The sequence below is a fragment of the Gluconobacter thailandicus F149-1 = NBRC 100600 genome (genome assembly GCF_000964465.1).
Classification (GTDB): domain Bacteria; phylum Pseudomonadota; class Alphaproteobacteria; order Acetobacterales; family Acetobacteraceae; genus Gluconobacter; species Gluconobacter thailandicus.
Genome location: NZ_BANH01000124.1, coordinates 1 through 16,358, shown reverse-complemented (window position 1 = coordinate 16,358; position 16,358 = coordinate 1). Strand labels below are relative to the sequence as shown.

Genomic DNA, 16,358 nt, shown 5'->3' with positions numbered 1-16,358 from the left:
TGCCACAAAGACGCCGAAAAGATTAACTTCCGTAAGCATCAGGCGCCTCTCAATGTCGATCGAATATTGAGCGCTTTATGGTTCACGTCTCACTCATCACACGTCAGTCACGGAAGAAAGCCCGGACTGACAAGATTAAAAAATTCTCCAAACTCGTCTAAAGAGAGTGGAAATATGTTTCCATGACCCCGTTTGTCATATAATATGATGATATGTCAACAGATGATATGGATTCGGAAATGTCAAAATCTTTTACCGCTGCCTGCCTTGATCAGACGCGATATCACGATATTTCCCTGACGTTTCACGTTATGCGCTTAGCCACCCTATGGCGGACACGTTTAGATCGGGTTTTACGCCCCAACGGCCTGACGCTCGCAACCATGCGTCCCATGGCATATCTGATGATTTCCAAGACGCCGCTGACGCAAAGCGATTTGGCTGCTTTAATTGGCGTCGATCGATCAGCTCTGGTCCGACTTCTGGATGTTCTCGAAGGAGAGGGTTTGGTTGTACGTCAGACGGACACTCAGGACCGTCGCTTGAAGATGGTTCTTTTGACAGCAGAGGGCAAAAAGCAGTGCAAACTGTTTCACCAGTTGGCTGCAGAGCTGGAAGCGGAGTTAACCTCAGGGCTTGCGCTCAGCCAGAAACTCACACTGACACAGGATCTTGATATGATGGAAGCGCTCTTATCGATCGATCATGGTCTATCTGCGTGAGCGCGACGGTTTTGAATAATCTCCAGTGTCGTAAACTACTCTGGTTTTCAGATGCGCGATGGGCAGAATTTCTAAAAACAAGTGCTTTCACGCTCCGTGTCTGCCTGTCAGTTGGGCTTGCTCTGCTGGTAGCCTTTGTCGTGCAGTTGGACTCTCCAATGAGTACCGTTACAACAGTCGTCATTGTTGCACACCCCTTGGTCGGGGCGCTTATTTCCAAGAGTGTATGGCGTGTACTCGGGACGGTGGTTGGGGCGGGGCTGAGCGTTGGCATTATGGGCTGTTTTGTTCAGTCCGCCTGGCTGTATTTTATAGCGTTGGCGCTTCTTGTGGGGCTGGCTTGCATGACTGCCAGCCTGTTGAGATTGTATCGTGCCTATGCTGCTGTTCTCACTGGTTACACGATTATCATTGTGGCTTTCGCAGCGTTTTCTCATCCTGAAACGGTGTTCATGTCCGCCATGATGCGTCTTTCTGATGTCGTTGTGGGTGTCGTCAGTACTGCGGTTGTGTTCATGGTCACATGCCCGCGGCGCAGTACGTCCGTTTATCAGGCATTAAATGACGCGTTTCTTGCTGTTTTGCAGCATGCCCATTCATTTCATGGCAATCAGGCTTCTGTGGACATGATAGAGGGGGCTGCTTTCAGAGCACTGCCTGAAGAATTATATGATAGTCGACAGGCCGTTCTCAAGAAACTCACTGTGCTGACCCCTCTTCTGGAATACGCGGCTTCGGATAATCCTGATATCAAGGATCATTTATCAAGTTATAAAATGGCCGTGAATCGGATGGCAGGTGTGGTTGCGAGTTATCACCCTCACTGGAAAAATCTTCACCGACCTCATGCTCAATTTCGGGGGCTGCATTCGTACACAACACAGATTTTGGATGAAATTCTTGATGCCGCCCGCGATCAAAATTGGATAGAAAATCCAGAGAAAATTTTGTACGTGCTTGAAGCTGGCATGAAGTCTCTAACCGTATTTGAGAAAGACGAAGGTTTAACGCCTGAAAGCCGTGCCACGGTGGAAAATATTCAGGGACTTTTTCGATCTCTTCGTCGAATTGTGGAAGACCTTTCCGAAAAAAAGAGCCGTGCGATCGTGCGTGTTTCCCCGTATCTGGAATGGCCTACGGCTATTCGAAATGGTGCAAGAGGTACACTCATAACGCTCCTGGCTTGTTTTATCTGGTACGTGACAGCCTGGCCGACAGGGCCAATGATGATGATGTACGTGATTGCGGCCTCGAGCCTGCTCTCCACAGTCCCCTCAGCCTCTAAAGGCAGCACGGCAATGGCTATAGGGACAGTTTTTAGTATTCCGGCAACATGGCTGTATCATGTCTATATCTTACCGCAAATTGACGGGTATGGGCTGCTTTGGGTCAGTCTTTGCCTTTTTCTACTTCCAGGAATTTGGCTTCAGTTTCACCCTAAATACAGTATTGGCGCCTTCGGGTATGCGGTATTTTTTGCGGTTCAGTCTCTTGTAACCAATGAAATGATCTATGACGATATAGCTTTGACCAATACATGGATGGCTGTTATCTGTGGGGCTGTTCTGTTGGTTTTGGTCTTCCGGGTGTTACTGCCGCCAAATCATGCTTCTGATGCAATGATGATCATGAAGGCTTTGAGAAAAAGTGTTAATGCTTTGACAAGGGCATCAACCCGGCATTTACCTAATCCAGAACAATGGCAGGGTGATCAGATTCAGAAGCTTTCTAGGTTGGCGATAAAGCTTTCGTTTCTGGATCAGAAGACGACAGCGCGATCTCTTCTGGATCAGGCTTTTTCTCTGGTCTCTCTAGGAAAACTCATTCTGGAATTACGGCAGAAAGCCGGAAACCCTTTTGAAGAAAAGATCGTCCAGATGTTTCTGTACGATACAGTTCTAAGGTCTCAGATGGTTTCTTATGAAAGTCTTGGGAACGGTGGTCTTGTCAGCAATATTGACCAGATCCAGTTCATTTTAAAACATATTGGAAATAAGTAAAATGTTTAGGAGCACGCCTCTATAGCCAAAATATGATGGCCACAGACCCTTCATCTGTTCATCCCTCATTCAGTACATGTCGCTCGTCTTCAGTTTCCTCACAGAGCCTGAATCAGATTGCCGCACTCAAATCAAAAATCGTCTATTCATCTTGGAGAATTCCATAAATGAATCTATTCACTTCCAAAGTAAATGCCTTTCGAAAAATGGGTCTATTTCCATAAATACTTCTCTCCCCTTGAAATAAGTAATATATTTATTTTTTGTTGAGTATGTATTTAATTTTTTCTGTACAATTTTTTTTGAAGAAATAAATTCGCACCAAATATTATGTATGATACGCGAAATCTCGTGATCTACATCTTGATATCGCACCGGTAAGATGGTTCTGTCATAGTTTTTCCGCCACCATACGTTTGCCAGTTCGGCGCCATGGGCAGCACCCGTTTCGTTAGGGCCTATGCCTCCGAAAAGATATTTATGGACGGGCTGGAATTTGCTCAGTGCAAGGGCATAGCGAGTTGTTGGGTTCTGAAAAACAAGGTCTCCTGCGACCGCACGCCATATTCCCAGAGGATCATGATGAGGCAGAGCGTTTCGATAGCGGTTTACAATATCGATCCCGCTCACACCCAGAGGCTGTACTCTTTGATCCAGTAAGCGTGCAGTATCTGCAAATGTGAGATGAGAGTGCACGCTGGAGTGGGACAGATATTCCGCCGATGTCGTGCCAATCATAACTGGAACCTGCGTTACCAGCCCTTGGGCAGCCGCTGTTTCTGGATCAAGGGGTAAGGACGCAGCGTCAATGACTGGCTGGAAGGGAATTCCTACAATCGTCACTCGTCCGTCTCGAGTGAAGTCATGCTGTTCGTAAGACTCATTGCAGATCTCTTGCTGAGCAGCGAGAAGCTGATGAATGGGTATCTCTTCGAGGGTTTGAAGTGATGGCTGGCCGAGACGTTTCAGAAAGCGTTGTGTCGTTAGGCGTGCGTCCTTGTGTGGTAGTACTGCCGGCGTAGCTCCAGACTGGATCATGGTTCGGGAGAATAATCCTTTTGCCGCAGGCATGGCCATAAGAGTGGAAACGGCAAATCCACCCGCAGATCGCCCGGCCAGCGTGACGCGTTGGGGATCTCCTCCAAAGAGAGCGATGTGCTTTTGAACCCACTCCAAAGCTTTGATGATATCAAGTAGCCCGCGGTTTTCAGGCGCGCCATCCAGACTTAAAAATCCCAGTGCGCCCAGTCTGTAATTGAGGGTTATTTCAACAATTCCGCTTGCTGCGAAGGCGCCTGTCTGGAGGAGTGGTTCGTTTCCGGAACCGACGGCGTATCCGCCTCCGTGCAGCCAGACAAGAACGGGAGCTTTTCCCTCCCTGGCGGGACTACGGATATTGAGGGTTAGAAAATCCTCACCGGCATCCAGCGTGGATGTCGCACCTTTTCCGACAGGCCCATAGGTTGGGATCTGTGGGCAGACGGCACCAAGGTGGTGAGCAGATCTTACACCAGTCCAGGGTGTAACGTCCTGGGGTGCTGCGAACCGCTTTCCGGGAACGATGGGGGCGGCATAGGGAACGCTCAGGAATGTCAGAATTCCGTTTTCTGTGAAGCCTTCGATCGTGCCACTTTCGATCTTGATCTGCGTCATGAGAGGTTCCTTCATTGCCTTACCCGCCGACGGCCCGACGAAGATTGATCAGACGTTCAATGATGATGATGGGTACCAGACTGAGAAGCACCACGAGAACTGAGAGCGACGCGACCTGTGGGTCCGTCCGGAACTGAATATACTGATAGATGGCGAGCGGCAGCGTAACGGCTCTATGGCCTGCAATGAAAAGGGCGATAACGGCTTCGTCGAAGGAGAACAGGAATGCGATCAGAAATCCGGTGATGAGGTGTGGCCTGAGCGCAGGTAGAATGACACGGCAGAAACTCTGCCAGGGCGAAGCGCCATGAATGCGAGCGGCTTCTTCAAGTGTGCGGTCTAGTTGTGCAATTCCGGAGGACACAATGCGCGTTGTGTAGGGCAGTGTGATGCTGATATGGGCCAGAATTAATCCTGCTAGGGTGTCCAGGAGGCCAAGCGGTTGCAGGGTCATCATAAGCCCGACTGCCAGCACGATATGGGGCATCAGCATTGGAGAAAGAAAGAACCACTGCAAGCTTTTCCGTCCCGGGAAGTGACCTCTCACTAGAGCAAAAGCAGCGCTCGTCCCCACAATCAGGGAGAGCCCCGCAGAGCATCCGCCGATCAGCAGACTGGTTTTTCCAGCCTGAAGGAAAAGGGGGTTATGCAACACCCTGGCATATGAAATCAGGGAAAAGCTTGCTGGTGGAAAGCTGAGGTAGGGACGTGTATCGAACGACACGATCAGCACAATAATCAACGGTGCGAGCAGGAACAGGTAAATCAGGCCAATCAGAAGATGCCACGCCATCCTGACGGTTCGGCCGTGTTTCATGACTGGCTCTCCACGCGCTGAAGAATTCTCTGATAGAGCGCCACGAATATTCCGAAAAAGCCCAGGAGGGTAATGGACAGGGCACCGGCAAATGGCCAGTCCAGAGCTATGGTCGTCTGGTTGAAGATTTCTGTTGCCAGGACAAATACGCGCCCTCCACCCATCAACTGAGGTGTCACGAGTGAGCTGATTGCGAGAACGAAGACAAGGAGCGAGGCTGTCATCAGTCCTGGCACAGAGAGAGGTAACAAGACGCGCCAGAAGACCTGAAGGCGACGTGCCCCGAGGAGGGAGGCCGCCTGTTCAAGCTCGGTATCCAGACGGCTCAGGTGGCTGAGGATGGAAATAATGCCATAGGGCAGCAGGATCTCCACCAGCGCGACAACCGTGGCAAAGGGGCCGTTATCCAATCGTGTGGGCTGAGCCAGAATACCAGCCCACACGAGCGTCGTGTTAATAAGGCCATGTCGCCCGAGGATGACCATCCAGCCGTAGGTCCGGATAACTGTGGATGTGAGTAGAGGAGCAATGGCCAGCGCTGTCAGAGTGCCGCGCCAGCGGCTTTGCGACCGAGCAAGGAAGAGCGCGACGGGAAAAGCCATTGGTACGGTAATGACAACACAGAGCAACCCAATGAAAATCGTGCGTCCAATGACCCACCAGTAAAAACTGTCCTCGAAAAGTCGGGCATAGGCATGGAGGGACAGTGTATGTCCGGTCGTAGGCTGGATAGACGTCCTGGCCAGCCAAAGGAGCGGGAAGAGGAATGTCACGACAAGGGCTGCAACACCTGGCAGGATGAGCAGGACCTGAAACCAGGACGGCTGTTTTCTGACAGGCACCTTCATGAACTTGGATGGCCTGACGTGGAGTCATTGGAGATGGAGTCCTGAAGGACTGACATATCGGTGGTCTGCCAGTGCAGGCCAACCATGTCTCCCATCTGGGCTGGCTGGCCCTGATCTTCCTGCTGTTCAACGGTGAGCCTTACATACCCGACACGGACCAGATAAGTTCGACGTTCACCCGTATAAACAATATTTTCGACCACACCCTGGCAGCATGCTTCGAGGCTGTTGCCCAATCTGATGCGATGGGGGCGTATCAGGAGGGTTCTGTGACCTTTCCAGCTTTCAGAAAAGCCAATGAAAAGTGTGCCGATGCCTTCCACATGGATACGCTTGCTATCGACCCATACAGCCTCAATGAAGTTGCTGCGTCCCACGAAAGAAGCCACAAAACGGTTTGCGGGACGAGTATACAGATCTGCCGGTGTTCCAAACTGCTGTAGGCGTCCCTCTGACATGACGGCCACCTGATCCGCAATGGACAGAGCTTCGTCCTGATCATGCGTCACAAAGATGGCTGTGATCTTAAGGCGTTGCTGAAGCGCACGAATTTCCGTGCGTACCGTATCGCGCAACCGGATATCAAGATTGGCCAGCGGCTCATCCAGCATGAGAATGTCAGGTTTGATGGCAAGCGCCCGCGCCAGTGCCACTCGTTGCCGTTGGCCGCCGGAAAGTTCGGTGATGCGCCTGTTCTCCAGCCCGGTCAGGTGCATGAGAGAGACCAGTTCCGCTACACGTCGCCGGCTTTCTTCTCCTTTGACCCCCCGGACATCTAGGCCAAAGCTGATATTGCGCGCGACGGAAAGGTGAGGAAACAGGGCATAGGATTGAAACACCATTCCCATGTTTCGCGCGTGAAGAGGGGTTTCCGTCATCTGACGCCCCGCAACGTGCAACTGTCCTGAATCGACCGGGGTAAGGCCTGCAATCATGCGGAGCAGGGTGGTTTTTCCGCATCCGGAAGGGCCCAGCAAGGTCAACATCTGCCCGCGTTTCAGCGTAAAGCTGACGTCATCGACGGAACGCCTTTCTGCGCCTGGAAATTGTCTCGTAAAGCCGCTGACGGAGAGATAGGCTGGTGTTGAGTCTGTTTCAGCCACTGATGACCTCACGTTGAATACGGCGGATCCAGCTATTGTAGTGCTGGCTAACGAAGCCCCAGTCGAGATGCATTTCACGGCGTGCTGTCTCGGGCCGGCCGAAAATTGCTTCGGATGTCTCGGCTGACAGCACAACCTGACGGTTTACAGGCCCATAAAACGCGACATTCGCAAAGGCTGTCTGCACTTCTGGGGAAAGGGCATGTTCAATGAAAGCCTGCGCCAGTCTGGTGCGTTGCGGAGGGGCCGTCAGGTTGAGCGTATTGATCTGTGCGACGCTGCCTTCAGACGGAACAACAGCACGCAGCGTATCCGGATTGTCCCGCGCAAGCATCTGGCCGCGGCCGTTCCATCCGACACCCAGGGCTATCGTCTGGGCCAGCGTCAGGGTGTAAATGTCGGGCTGTGCGTTCCAGGTTGCGACATAGGGGGCAAACTGCCGCATGAGGGCCAGTCCCGGCTCGATGTTCTGCCTGTAGTCCCCTCCGGCCATGCGCGTCAGAAGGGGAAGGAGTACAACGCCACGCGTATCCTCGACAGGCATGGCAATCTGGTCCGTCAAATCGGTACGTCCGAGTTCACGCCAGCTTTCCGGAGGGCGCGTCAGAACACGGCTGTCATAAATAAGCGACAGATTATCTCGTGAAAATGCGACGCCACTCATGGCATCAAAACGTCCCCAGTCTGGAATGTCCCGCAGGCTCGGGATCTCTTCTTCCCGTAAAATGGAAGTCAGTCTTTCCTGTTTGGCAAGAATAGCGACCGATACATCCGCAATGGCGACATCAATCTGCGGTGCTTCCCGTTCCAGTCGCAGCGCTGCAAGAAGCTGTGCAGAGTTAATGATGGGGCGGTACGTTACCCGGACGCCGGGCATGGCGCGTTCGAAACTATTGATCACAATGGCCTGAAACGCTTTTTGGAACGGTCCATGAAAGCCGGCTACCGACAATTCCAGATTGCTATCCGCCGCCCGTGAATGTCGCCATGCGGGCAGCGTTGCCAGACCGCCGAGAACCTTGCGGCGCGTTGTGGAGGGGGGAGTGGTTGGCATGAGCCGCGTCAGACCTCTGGTGTCCACGTGTCGCGATACAGGCGCAGCCAGTTCTGTCCGAGAATTTTCTCGATTAGCCCTGTGGACCACCCACGGCGCATCATGGCGGCTGTCAGGTTGGGTGTTTCTGGAATACTGGCAAAGCCCGCTGGCTTGCGGATCGTGGTACGGCCGAATTCTGTCAGCTGACGTCCATATCCCTTGTCCCGGTTCGCCCAGAGCAGCCAAGGGCCAGGGCGGGGGTGTCCTGTACTGAAATCGGTACCTATCGCAATGTGGTCTTCACCAACGATGTTCAGGACATGCGTCATGGCATCCAGATAATCATCGATTGTCGCGTCATTCCCCGCACGTAATCCGGGAGAGAACAGGCTGACACCCACGATTCCGCCCTTTTCAGCGCAGGCTTTGAAAAGATGATCTGGCTTGTTGCGTTTCACATCCCGAAGCGCGCGTGGCAGCACATGTGAAATACAGACCGGGCGTCGGGAATGCTCAATCACTTCGGCGGACGTCAGGTCGCCTACGTGGCTCAGATCGCATAGCACGCCATGGCGGTTCATTTCATGAAGAACTTCGCGTCCGAAGCCTGTCAGGCCACTGTCACGCTCTTCAAGATAGCCGGCCCCTGAATAATTCTGGGTGTTGTAGGTCAACTGCATGGTATTGACGCCCAGCAACTTGAAAAGCCGTACATAATCCAGGCGGTCTTCCAATGGAGACGTGTTCTGCCAGCCGATGCTGATCCCTGTGCGATTGGTGCGTTTGGCGGTCTCGATATCCGCGACGGAGCGGATTGGCATGATCAGATCCGCACTTTCAGCAAAGTGCCGTTCCCAGGTTCGGACATACGCCATGCCCTCACTGAAGTTCTCCCACAGCAGAGAGGCAGCATTGACAACGGTCAGGCCGCCGGCACGCATCTGTTCAAAGATTTCGCGGCTCCAAGCGCAGGTCTGAAGGCCATCAATCACGATGCTGCGTTGATGCAGCTGAAAGGAATCCTCGGTCATGCGTTACTCTTCACCTTTGTGGATGTGCCGTTGACGATCTGTTCGGGATGCCATTCATTCCCAAGGAGTTCTGGTCGGTCGAACTCACGGAAAATATTCAGCCAGTCCTGGCTGTTTTCGCGCAGGAAAGACGCGGCGACCCCATGGACCAGCCTTTGAACAGCCTCATCCATGGCGGGTGCGCCACTCGTGAGCTTGCCATGGCTCAGCACAGAGGCAAAGCAGAGGCAATAAATCCGGGATAACGGCTCTTTGTCACGGCCTTCGCGTGCTACGAACGAAAAATCCGGTGCCAGATACGGAGATTGACCGAGGGATTTGCTCTCTTCTCCGGCGGGAGGCGTATACTGATCATCCCAGAGGCTGATCTTTGAAGCAAAAGAGGAAAGTTCTGGTCGAGATGTGACGTCACAGGAAAAACCGGTCGCAAAAATCAGAAAATCCAGATCCGTTTTACCATGAGGCGTTGTGACCGTTAACGCAGATGCTGTTTCTTCGACCGAGAGCAGGGGGGCGTTTACATGCAGTCTTGCATTCTTATGTCTGAAGACCCGGCGCGTACTATCGCGTGGGGGAGGGACCGGGGCATCAAGACCAAGGCGCATCATCTCCCATTTTACCGCATCCGGTAGGCTAACATATCCCATGACCAGCCCATCACTGCTGATGCCGGTGAACTTGTCCACACTTGGCAGGGCTTCGCGGCGGACGAAAAGGTCAACACCAGCAGCACCAGCCTCCAGAGCGCTCGCAGCGTTGTCCATTGCGGAGGCGCCTGCTCCTACGACCCCGACACGCTTTCCAGAAAGCGCTGTAAAGTCAATCATATCGGCGGAGTGAGCGCAGAACCGGGAGGAGAGCCCACGGGCAACAGAAGGAAGGGATGGAGCGCCTAATCCGTCTATTCCTGTTGCCAGTATAATGCGTCGGGCCAAAACCGGCGTGCTTTCTCCTCGCACTGTAACCCTGATGAGCCCATCGTTCTGCGGGGCAATATCTGTAACGTCCATTCCGTTACGAACTGGCAGGTCCAGAACGCGTCGATACCAGATGAGGTAATCCATCCATTGTGCACGTGGGATCTTGTTTAATCGCTCCCAGGCAGCGTTACCGAACTGCGCTTCAAACCAAGCGCGAAATGTCAGGCTGGGAATGCCCAAAGCTGGGCCGCAGGCAGATTTCGCTGTGCGGAGTGTCACCATGCGGCCGTAGGTGACCCATGGGCCTTCTGTGCCTTCAGGAGCGCGATCAAGGCAGATGACTGAACTGATGCCGCGAAGCCGCAGAGCCGCAGTCGCCGCGAGCCCCATCATGCCTGCTCCTACGACGACCACGTCATATATTGGTTCAGGCGTATCGTGGAGTGGAAGAACCCATGGCTTTGCCGGGAGGTTCAGATAATCCAGATCGCGGCGAATACTGGTTTCAAGGTCCTGAAGATCGAGCGCTGTCCTTGTTGTGGTGGCCTCAATTCCTTTTGGCATCTGGTGCTCCTGGCTCGGTCTGAAAAAGGCGTGTGTGAAGTTTTTCGAGCGCTTCGGGTGGGTGCCGGATGAAGTCTGGCAAAAGGGCATGCGCTGTGATTTCGATCTGTTCGATGAAGCGGAGAATACCGCTGTCAGCTGCCGAAAACGCCGGGGTCAACACGCTCCACGCCCAGGGAATACGTTCCACAATAGGCCGCACGACCGTACCTCCAATGGGAATACCGTAAGCTGTTACAGGCTCTACAATAGCAACTCCCAGTTCCTCACGGGCACTCATGACAGCATTGAGGGATGTATTGGTTTCTATTCTGGTGAGCGAGCTGTTCCCGGATGCCTGAAGAGCTGCGTCGATCGTGCGTCGCAGCCGGAAGGGATTGCCTACGGTCAGAACCTGCTGGGTGTGCAGTTGACGAAGAGAAAGGCTGTCGGATTGGGCAAGGGGGTGATCCTCATGCAGAACGGCCACACAGGATGCTTCTCCAATCCAGTGAATGTGCAGATTGGTATCATCAATTGGCAGGGTCGCCAGACCGACATCGACACTACCATCCGTCACGGATCGGACGACATCATCGGCTGGCATGCCCTTAAAGGACATTGAAATATCTGAACTGCGCTGCATCAGACCGGAAATGGCTCGGGGAACAAGGCCACCAGAGAGTGCAGATGTGGCGCCGCATGTAATCCGACGATGGTTTCCGCCCGCAGCGATCTGCCTCGCTTTCTCCTCAATATTCTTCAGTCCGATGAAGGAGCGCTTGACCTCATCGTAAAGGAGACGTGCTTCCTGCGTAGCATGCAGCCGCGTCCCGTTCCGCTCGAAAAGAGTAAAGCCGAGTGCTTTTTCCAGTTCCATAATGAGACGGCTGACAGCAGACTGCGTGCGCCCGAGATGACGTGCCGCGCCTGTCATGCTGCCGATCGAAAAGACAGCATGAAAGGCTTCGATCTGACGTCCTGTAATCATGGTTTTAAAATCCAAGGGTGATCGATGTGACCGCCGCAAACCCACCCCCGAGATAATAGCTGGGTGCAGTGCCTGCGATGGACGTTCCATAAATACCTTTTGTGGTTTTGGCATTCGTCCGAACCGTATAGGCGCTGGACAGGTAGTTGCTGTCACCGAGGTTCACAAGATTCAGCTGGATCGTAGGGCGACGGATAAAGTGATAAGTCTTCATGCGGTACCCCAGCGTCATGTTGGCAGTCTTGTAAGCGGGGATACTCTCATCATTCATGAACGTTGAGTATTGTGAATCAACGTAATTGAAGAATACATTCCCGAAAAACTGACCATCATCATAAGATATGCCTGCAGATGCCGAAAATTTCGGTGTCAGAACTGCACTCTTCCCTTTGGTTAAGAGAAGGTCGTTTCCAACAGCAAGATTATTGTCGATCGTCGCATGGAGATACTGCCCGGAAACGTAGGGGCTCAAGTGATGCCAGGGACGAAGGGCAATCTCGACCTGCGCTCCGCGCGTCGTCTGGCCACCTGCATTGATGAGGTTTGTCGTCAGTGCACCATCAACATAAACGGAGGTCGAAATCTGCCGATTTGTGAAATTGTAGTTGAAGAAGCCAATGGAAGCATTGATAAGGCCAGTATGACGATAACCAATTTCTTCGGAAATGGAGTATTCGTTTTTGAGGTCAGTTTTTCCAGCCGTCGAGATCTTTCCGGTCGAGACACTGAAAGCGTCATAATACGGTACGTCTGACATTGGTGCGTGGAAATTTGTTACCGCATCGATGAAAATCTGATTGTTTTTGTCAATCTTGTAGCTGGCCTCGAAACGTGGCAGCGGAACTGCGCTATTTGTTCCCCAACGATAGGTCGCACCTGGAATGTTATTTGTTCCGGATCGTGCCAGAAGCACAGCTTTGAATCCAGCGGTCAGATCAAGCCGATGATTCAGTAGCGACAACCCGTCCTCAATGAAGAAGCCATTGACCTGCTGCATCATGTGGAAATTCTTGGTCGCCAGGATGGAGCCGTTTTGAGTGCGAATATTATTATTGATAATGTCACCTGCCGCACTGACAGGAGAGTAATCGTAGAGGGAGTTTTTGGTGAGATTGCTGTACCAGTAACCAACCTTGAGAGTATTTACGCCTGTCTTCAGCGTGAAATGACCTGAGAAGCCCGTATTGAAGCTGTTGGAGCCTGCAATCGCTGCGGCCACAGCTTTCCCGTTATAGAGGGTAGGGAAGCTGACGGTTCCTGCAGACTGATTGCCAAGATACAGGCTTCCAGGTGTCAGGGTCGTTCCACTTGGGACCGACCCGCTCATCCACTGATAGTAGGGGGCAATGTCAGCCGTCAGACCTTTTGCAAGCATAAAGTGGCCTGGAGCGCTGATCATCATTGAAGAGCGCTTATATTGATAGAGCCGGTAATAGGTTGTGCTGCCCGGGGTATATTCGCCAGAATAATTGTAGGATTTTCCGTACTGCTTCCATTGTGCAAGAGACAGATACCGCGTTGGGGATTCGTCAATCGTATTCCACGTAAAAACTGCTGAGGCTCGATTATCCGCACCCCATTCTTTGACTACTTTGGAATCGACATGGTAGCGACGGTTCGTTCCTGGCCCGCGCCAGTTATTGTTGCGGGTATACGAACCAGACATGAATGCTCGGACACCGGAATGGCCGATTTCTCCACTATCCAGGCGCAAAAAATCCTTGTTCGTCGCGTGCGTTCCGCCTGAAACCGATAGCAGTGCTCCAGCCTTATGGTTTGGGTCCAGCAATGTTTCGGTAATCTGGCCCCCACCTGCATTATAAACAGGAGCGGCAATGTCGCTGCTTCCCTGCGCCAGATCGACACGACCGATATTCTCGGTATCAGCCCATTCGGACGTATCAGCGATTCCATAAATGGGGTCGCCAGCGGGCATTCCCTCAAACACCAAGCCAATTTCCGTCTGATCCAGGCCACGAACGGTAATGCTCGTATGGTCCGCGAGACCCAGAGGGTCAGAATTAGCCACAACAGCCCCTGGGGACATCTGAAGCAGGTTAAGTGTGTTCGTGGTCGGAGACTGCTTCGCAATATAATCTCGTGTAATCCCGCTCTGCATGCGTGGAACTGTTTGAACCGGCATCAGGCCTCCACCGGGTGTCGTACTGGTCACACCTCCGGAGAAAATCTCTGTTCTGACGTGAATTTCTTCCTCTTTGCTGACCGGGACAGGTACGCGCGTTGGGGTCGCCTTCTTCGGTATGCGGGAAGAAATAGGCTGTCTACGCATGCCGTCATGATCGGAGGATTGCTCATCTGCAGCCTGAGCAGTGCCTCCTAATGTCAGCAGAAGGAGGGTCAGAAGTGCTGGAAACTCGCGAGATGCGGACATGGCGGAATCCGGACAGAAAGGTTGGAGGAAACAGGCCCATTCGCATTTGGCTGAACTTATTAATCACTATATTAATAAGTTTATATCCATAAGCTACTCACTGAGTTGTATATTATGTTATCGCATGACGCAACGAGATTAATGATCTAAACTCATCTTTATCCACGATCACAATCTCATTTTATCAAGGTAAAAAATACAAATGTCCGACGAGCAGCCATCAAATGTAGGGATGATCCAAGTTTTCTACGGGATTTCGTCCCCATGGGCTTATCTTGGAATGCCAAAACTGCGTGAAATTGCTCGCTCGGAAAGCGTATCACTTGTTCTTCGGCCAATCAGGATAATCCAGAGTAATGGTGGCATTCCTCTACGGGAGCGTCCCACAGTCCGGCAAAATTATCATGTAGTCGAACTGACCCGCTGGCGTAAATTTCTGGATATTCCGCTTAATCTGAAGCCGAAGTATTATCCCTGTAAGACCATCGAATATGCAGCTTGCCTTGTTATTGCGGCGGCCATTAAAGGGTATGACGATGTCGCTCTATCTTGGGCTATTCAATCAGCATTATGGGCTAACGATCAGGATATTGCGGATATGAATACGCTTGAGGAAATTGCGGGAAACGTACTTCATTGTGACGCCAAGGAGCTCTTAATCTTTTCCCAAACGCCGGAGGTATATGCTGTATGGGAAAAAAACCTGTCTGACGCAGAACGTCTTGGCATCTTTGGTACTCCGACTTACGTCGTAGGAGATGAACTGTTCTGGGGGCAAGACAGGCTTGATTTTGTGCAACGGAAAATTCGTGCGGGCATTGAAATAAGAACGTAACGATAATTAAATCATGGACCAGCCTGCTTTCCGAATGTCGAACAACGTCTGTCTTTCTCAGCAACTGTGTTTGAGCGGCGGAACTCATACGCCACGGCAGGTCTGTTTTGAGGACGGCATTGGCGATTGTGATGAGACGCCGTGCGATAGCGACGATCACCAGTTTATGTGGCTTACCTGTGACGTTGTGGAACGTCATTGGGCTGGTATAGACTGGGCGATATCCCGTTACAGGCCATGGTTTACTTCTGTTTGCAGGTAGACCGAATGATGCTTCAGATCCATCCGCAAGCCCGGACCACGCCTGTGGTGAGAGCGGAAATTGCCCGTTCGCCCGAGCCGGCGGCCGTTCTGGCGCGTCGCTATGGGATCGCGATGAAACGGTCCGCAAATGGCGCAGACGTGGAGCGGACGCCTTCCAGGATCGCAGCAGCCGTCCGGGCAAGCTGGCCTGGAAGGCGAGTGCGGAAGAACGATCCGTCGTCTGTCAGCTCCGGCGCTCAACCGGGTTTGGCTTGGACGACCTGACATTCGTCGTGAGGCATTTCCTGCTGCATCTGAACCGGGACAGCGTCTGGCGCATTTTGAAAGGTGCGGGGTTGAACCGGCTTTCTCTCACTCCGAAAGCCGGACCCGTTCGTGGGAAAGGAACCTTCCGGGACTACGACCCGGGTTACGTCCATGTCGATGTGAAGCATCTGCCGAAACTTCAGACGGCGGACGGAGAAAGGCGGAAGCGATATCTGTATGTCGCCATCGACCGGTGCTCCCGATCGGTGCATCTGTCGATCCATGACGCCGAGAACGCCGTCGACTTCCTCAAGGCCGTCAAAGCCGCCTTTCCTTTCCGGATCACGCATATTTTGACTGATCGCGGCTCGTGCTTTACGGCGGATGCTTTCGAAAAAGCCTGTTGTGACATGACGATCGACCGGCGCCGGACGAAGGCCTATTCATCGCAGACCAACGGCATGGTGGAACGCTTCAACGGTCGGGTTGCGACAGAAGCGCTGCAGGTCTGTGTCGCCAGTCACGAAGATCTCGAAATCCTGCTCAAAGGCTTCTGCTTCGCTTACAATCACCGGAAGCAGCGCGCCCTGGCCGGTTTGTTTCCCGTAGAACACATCGCATCATGGCTCAAAAAACATCCCGGATCTCGCAATGCGGATCATGTGAAACCGTTCCGTCACGATTTTATGAAGCAAGTCGATCAAATCCTCAAATATGCCAAGGACGTCTCACAACCTGACACGGAGCAGGTCCGTCAGGGTAGATTGCGTTCCCTCAATCTGGGACGAGAGGACGGCTTCCTTGCGCACATACATATAGAGGAACAGCTCCTGGCGCGGCAGCAGCATGGTGATGCCATCCAGACGTCCCAATGTGCGCTCCGCCAGACTCAGCCGTTCCAGCAGGGGGAGGGATCGAAGAACCGTTGGCTGATGCGCTTGGCTCGTAATTTCAGGG

Annotated in this window: 13 protein-coding genes and 1 pseudogene; 4 read left to right on the top strand and 10 right to left on the bottom strand. The window is 52.6% G+C overall.

The window, feature by feature from the left end; genetic code table 11:
• The first annotated feature begins 212 nt into the window (after positions 1 to 212).
• A complete protein-coding gene (locus tag B7444_RS16015) occupies positions 213 to 722 on the top strand; it encodes a MarR family winged helix-turn-helix transcriptional regulator (protein ID WP_007284311.1) in 510 nt (169 codons plus the stop codon).
• Positions 719 to 2,722, top strand: a complete 2,004-nt coding sequence (locus B7444_RS16010; protein WP_007284312.1) for an FUSC family protein — start codon at positions 719 to 721, stop codon at positions 2,720 to 2,722. Before B7444_RS16015 ends, B7444_RS16010 begins: the two co-directional genes overlap by 4 nt.
• A 177-nt stretch (positions 2,723 to 2,899) precedes the next feature.
• Here the strand turns inward: B7444_RS16010 and B7444_RS16005 are convergent, their stop codons facing one another.
• The 9 genes from B7444_RS16005 to B7444_RS15965 are packed head-to-tail and all read right to left on the bottom strand — an operon-like array spanning position 2,900 to position 14,056.
• Entirely contained in the window at positions 2,900 to 4,375 is a 1,476-nt protein-coding gene (locus tag B7444_RS16005) for a carboxylesterase/lipase family protein (RefSeq protein WP_231502937.1), read from the bottom strand.
• A 19-nt stretch (positions 4,376 to 4,394) separates the two neighbouring features.
• Complete coding sequence (locus tag B7444_RS16000; RefSeq protein ID WP_231502938.1) at positions 4,395 to 5,192, bottom strand: ABC transporter permease; 798 nt, start codon at positions 5,190 to 5,192, stop codon at positions 4,395 to 4,397.
• Entirely contained in the window at positions 5,189 to 6,040 is an 852-nt protein-coding gene (locus B7444_RS15995) for an ABC transporter permease (protein WP_007284315.1), read from the bottom strand. Before B7444_RS15995 ends, B7444_RS16000 begins: the two co-directional genes overlap by 4 nt.
• Positions 6,037 to 7,143: an ABC transporter ATP-binding protein gene (locus tag B7444_RS15990; protein ID WP_007284316.1), complete on the bottom strand. Its 1,107-nt coding sequence runs from the start codon at positions 7,141 to 7,143 to the stop codon at positions 6,037 to 6,039. Before B7444_RS15990 ends, B7444_RS15995 begins: the two co-directional genes overlap by 4 nt.
• Positions 7,136 to 8,197, bottom strand: a complete 1,062-nt coding sequence (locus B7444_RS15985; RefSeq protein WP_231502939.1) for an extracellular solute-binding protein — start codon at positions 8,195 to 8,197, stop codon at positions 7,136 to 7,138. Before B7444_RS15985 ends, B7444_RS15990 begins: the two co-directional genes overlap by 8 nt.
• An 8-nt stretch (positions 8,198 to 8,205) precedes the next feature.
• Positions 8,206 to 9,210 carry a membrane dipeptidase gene (locus B7444_RS15980; RefSeq protein ID WP_007284318.1) on the bottom strand — a complete coding sequence of 335 codons (1,005 nt, stop codon included), beginning with the start codon at positions 9,208 to 9,210 and terminating at the stop codon, positions 8,206 to 8,208.
• Positions 9,207 to 10,694, bottom strand: coding sequence for an NAD(P)-binding domain-containing protein (locus tag B7444_RS15975; RefSeq protein WP_007284319.1), 1,488 nt, complete (start codon positions 10,692 to 10,694; stop codon positions 9,207 to 9,209). The genes B7444_RS15980 and B7444_RS15975 overlap by 4 nt, the downstream gene beginning before the upstream one ends.
• The gene (locus B7444_RS15970; RefSeq protein WP_007284320.1) at positions 10,678 to 11,664 is read right to left on the bottom strand and encodes a LysR family transcriptional regulator; all 987 of its coding nucleotides are present in this window, start codon (positions 11,662 to 11,664) and stop codon (positions 10,678 to 10,680) included. The genes B7444_RS15975 and B7444_RS15970 overlap by 17 nt, the downstream gene beginning before the upstream one ends.
• 4 nt (positions 11,665 to 11,668) lie before the next feature.
• On the bottom strand, positions 11,669 to 14,056 hold the full coding sequence (locus tag B7444_RS15965) for a TonB-dependent receptor (RefSeq protein WP_007284321.1): 2,388 nt from the start codon (positions 14,054 to 14,056) through the stop codon (positions 11,669 to 11,671).
• Positions 14,057 to 14,258: 202 nt separating this feature from the next.
• Here B7444_RS15965 and B7444_RS15960 point away from each other — a divergent pair, with 202 nt between their 5' ends.
• Together B7444_RS15960 and B7444_RS15955 are read left to right on the top strand one after the other, a co-directional pair.
• A complete protein-coding gene (locus B7444_RS15960) occupies positions 14,259 to 14,891 on the top strand; it encodes a 2-hydroxychromene-2-carboxylate isomerase (RefSeq protein ID WP_035730182.1) in 633 nt (210 codons plus the stop codon).
• A gap of 270 nt (positions 14,892 to 15,161) precedes the next feature.
• Positions 15,162 to 16,141: pseudogene (locus B7444_RS15955) on the top strand (DDE-type integrase/transposase/recombinase); the annotation flags it as partial.
• Here the strand turns inward: B7444_RS15955 and B7444_RS17325 are convergent.
• Entirely contained in the window at positions 16,130 to 16,249 is a 120-nt protein-coding gene (locus B7444_RS17325) for a Fic/DOC family N-terminal domain-containing protein (RefSeq protein WP_231502940.1), read from the bottom strand. The pseudogene B7444_RS15955 and the gene B7444_RS17325 sit on opposite strands and share 12 nt — an antisense overlap.
• Positions 16,250 to 16,358 lie beyond the last annotated feature (109 nt).

What these genes read in the sequence shown, in the direction of transcription:
- B7444_RS17325 (WP_231502940.1), bottom strand. Translation starts at nt 16,249, where the DNA reads ATGCTGCTGCCGCGCCAGGAGCTGTTCCTCTATATGTATGTGCGCAAG.
- B7444_RS15985 (WP_231502939.1), bottom strand. Translation starts at nt 8,197, where the DNA reads ATGCCAACCACTCCCCCCTCCACAACGCGCCGCAAGGTTCTCGGCGGT.
- B7444_RS15965 (WP_007284321.1), bottom strand. Translation starts at nt 14,056, where the DNA reads ATGTCCGCATCTCGCGAGTTTCCAGCACTTCTGACCCTCCTTCTGCTG.
- B7444_RS15975 (WP_007284319.1), bottom strand. Translation starts at nt 10,694, where the DNA reads ATGCCAAAAGGAATTGAGGCCACCACAACAAGGACAGCGCTCGATCTT.
- B7444_RS16005 (WP_231502937.1), bottom strand. Translation starts at nt 4,375, where the DNA reads ATGACGCAGATCAAGATCGAAAGTGGCACGATCGAAGGCTTCACAGAA.
- B7444_RS16000 (WP_231502938.1), bottom strand. Translation starts at nt 5,192, where the DNA reads ATGAAACACGGCCGAACCGTCAGGATGGCGTGGCATCTTCTGATTGGC.
- B7444_RS15970 (WP_007284320.1), bottom strand. Translation starts at nt 11,664, where the DNA reads ATGATTACAGGACGTCAGATCGAAGCCTTTCATGCTGTCTTTTCGATC.
- B7444_RS15995 (WP_007284315.1), bottom strand. Translation starts at nt 6,040, where the DNA reads ATGAAGGTGCCTGTCAGAAAACAGCCGTCCTGGTTTCAGGTCCTGCTC.
- B7444_RS15980 (WP_007284318.1), bottom strand. Translation starts at nt 9,210, where the DNA reads ATGACCGAGGATTCCTTTCAGCTGCATCAACGCAGCATCGTGATTGAT.
- B7444_RS16015 (WP_007284311.1), top strand. Translation starts at nt 213, where the DNA reads ATGTCAACAGATGATATGGATTCGGAAATGTCAAAATCTTTTACCGCT.
- B7444_RS15960 (WP_035730182.1), top strand. Translation starts at nt 14,259, where the DNA reads ATGTCCGACGAGCAGCCATCAAATGTAGGGATGATCCAAGTTTTCTAC.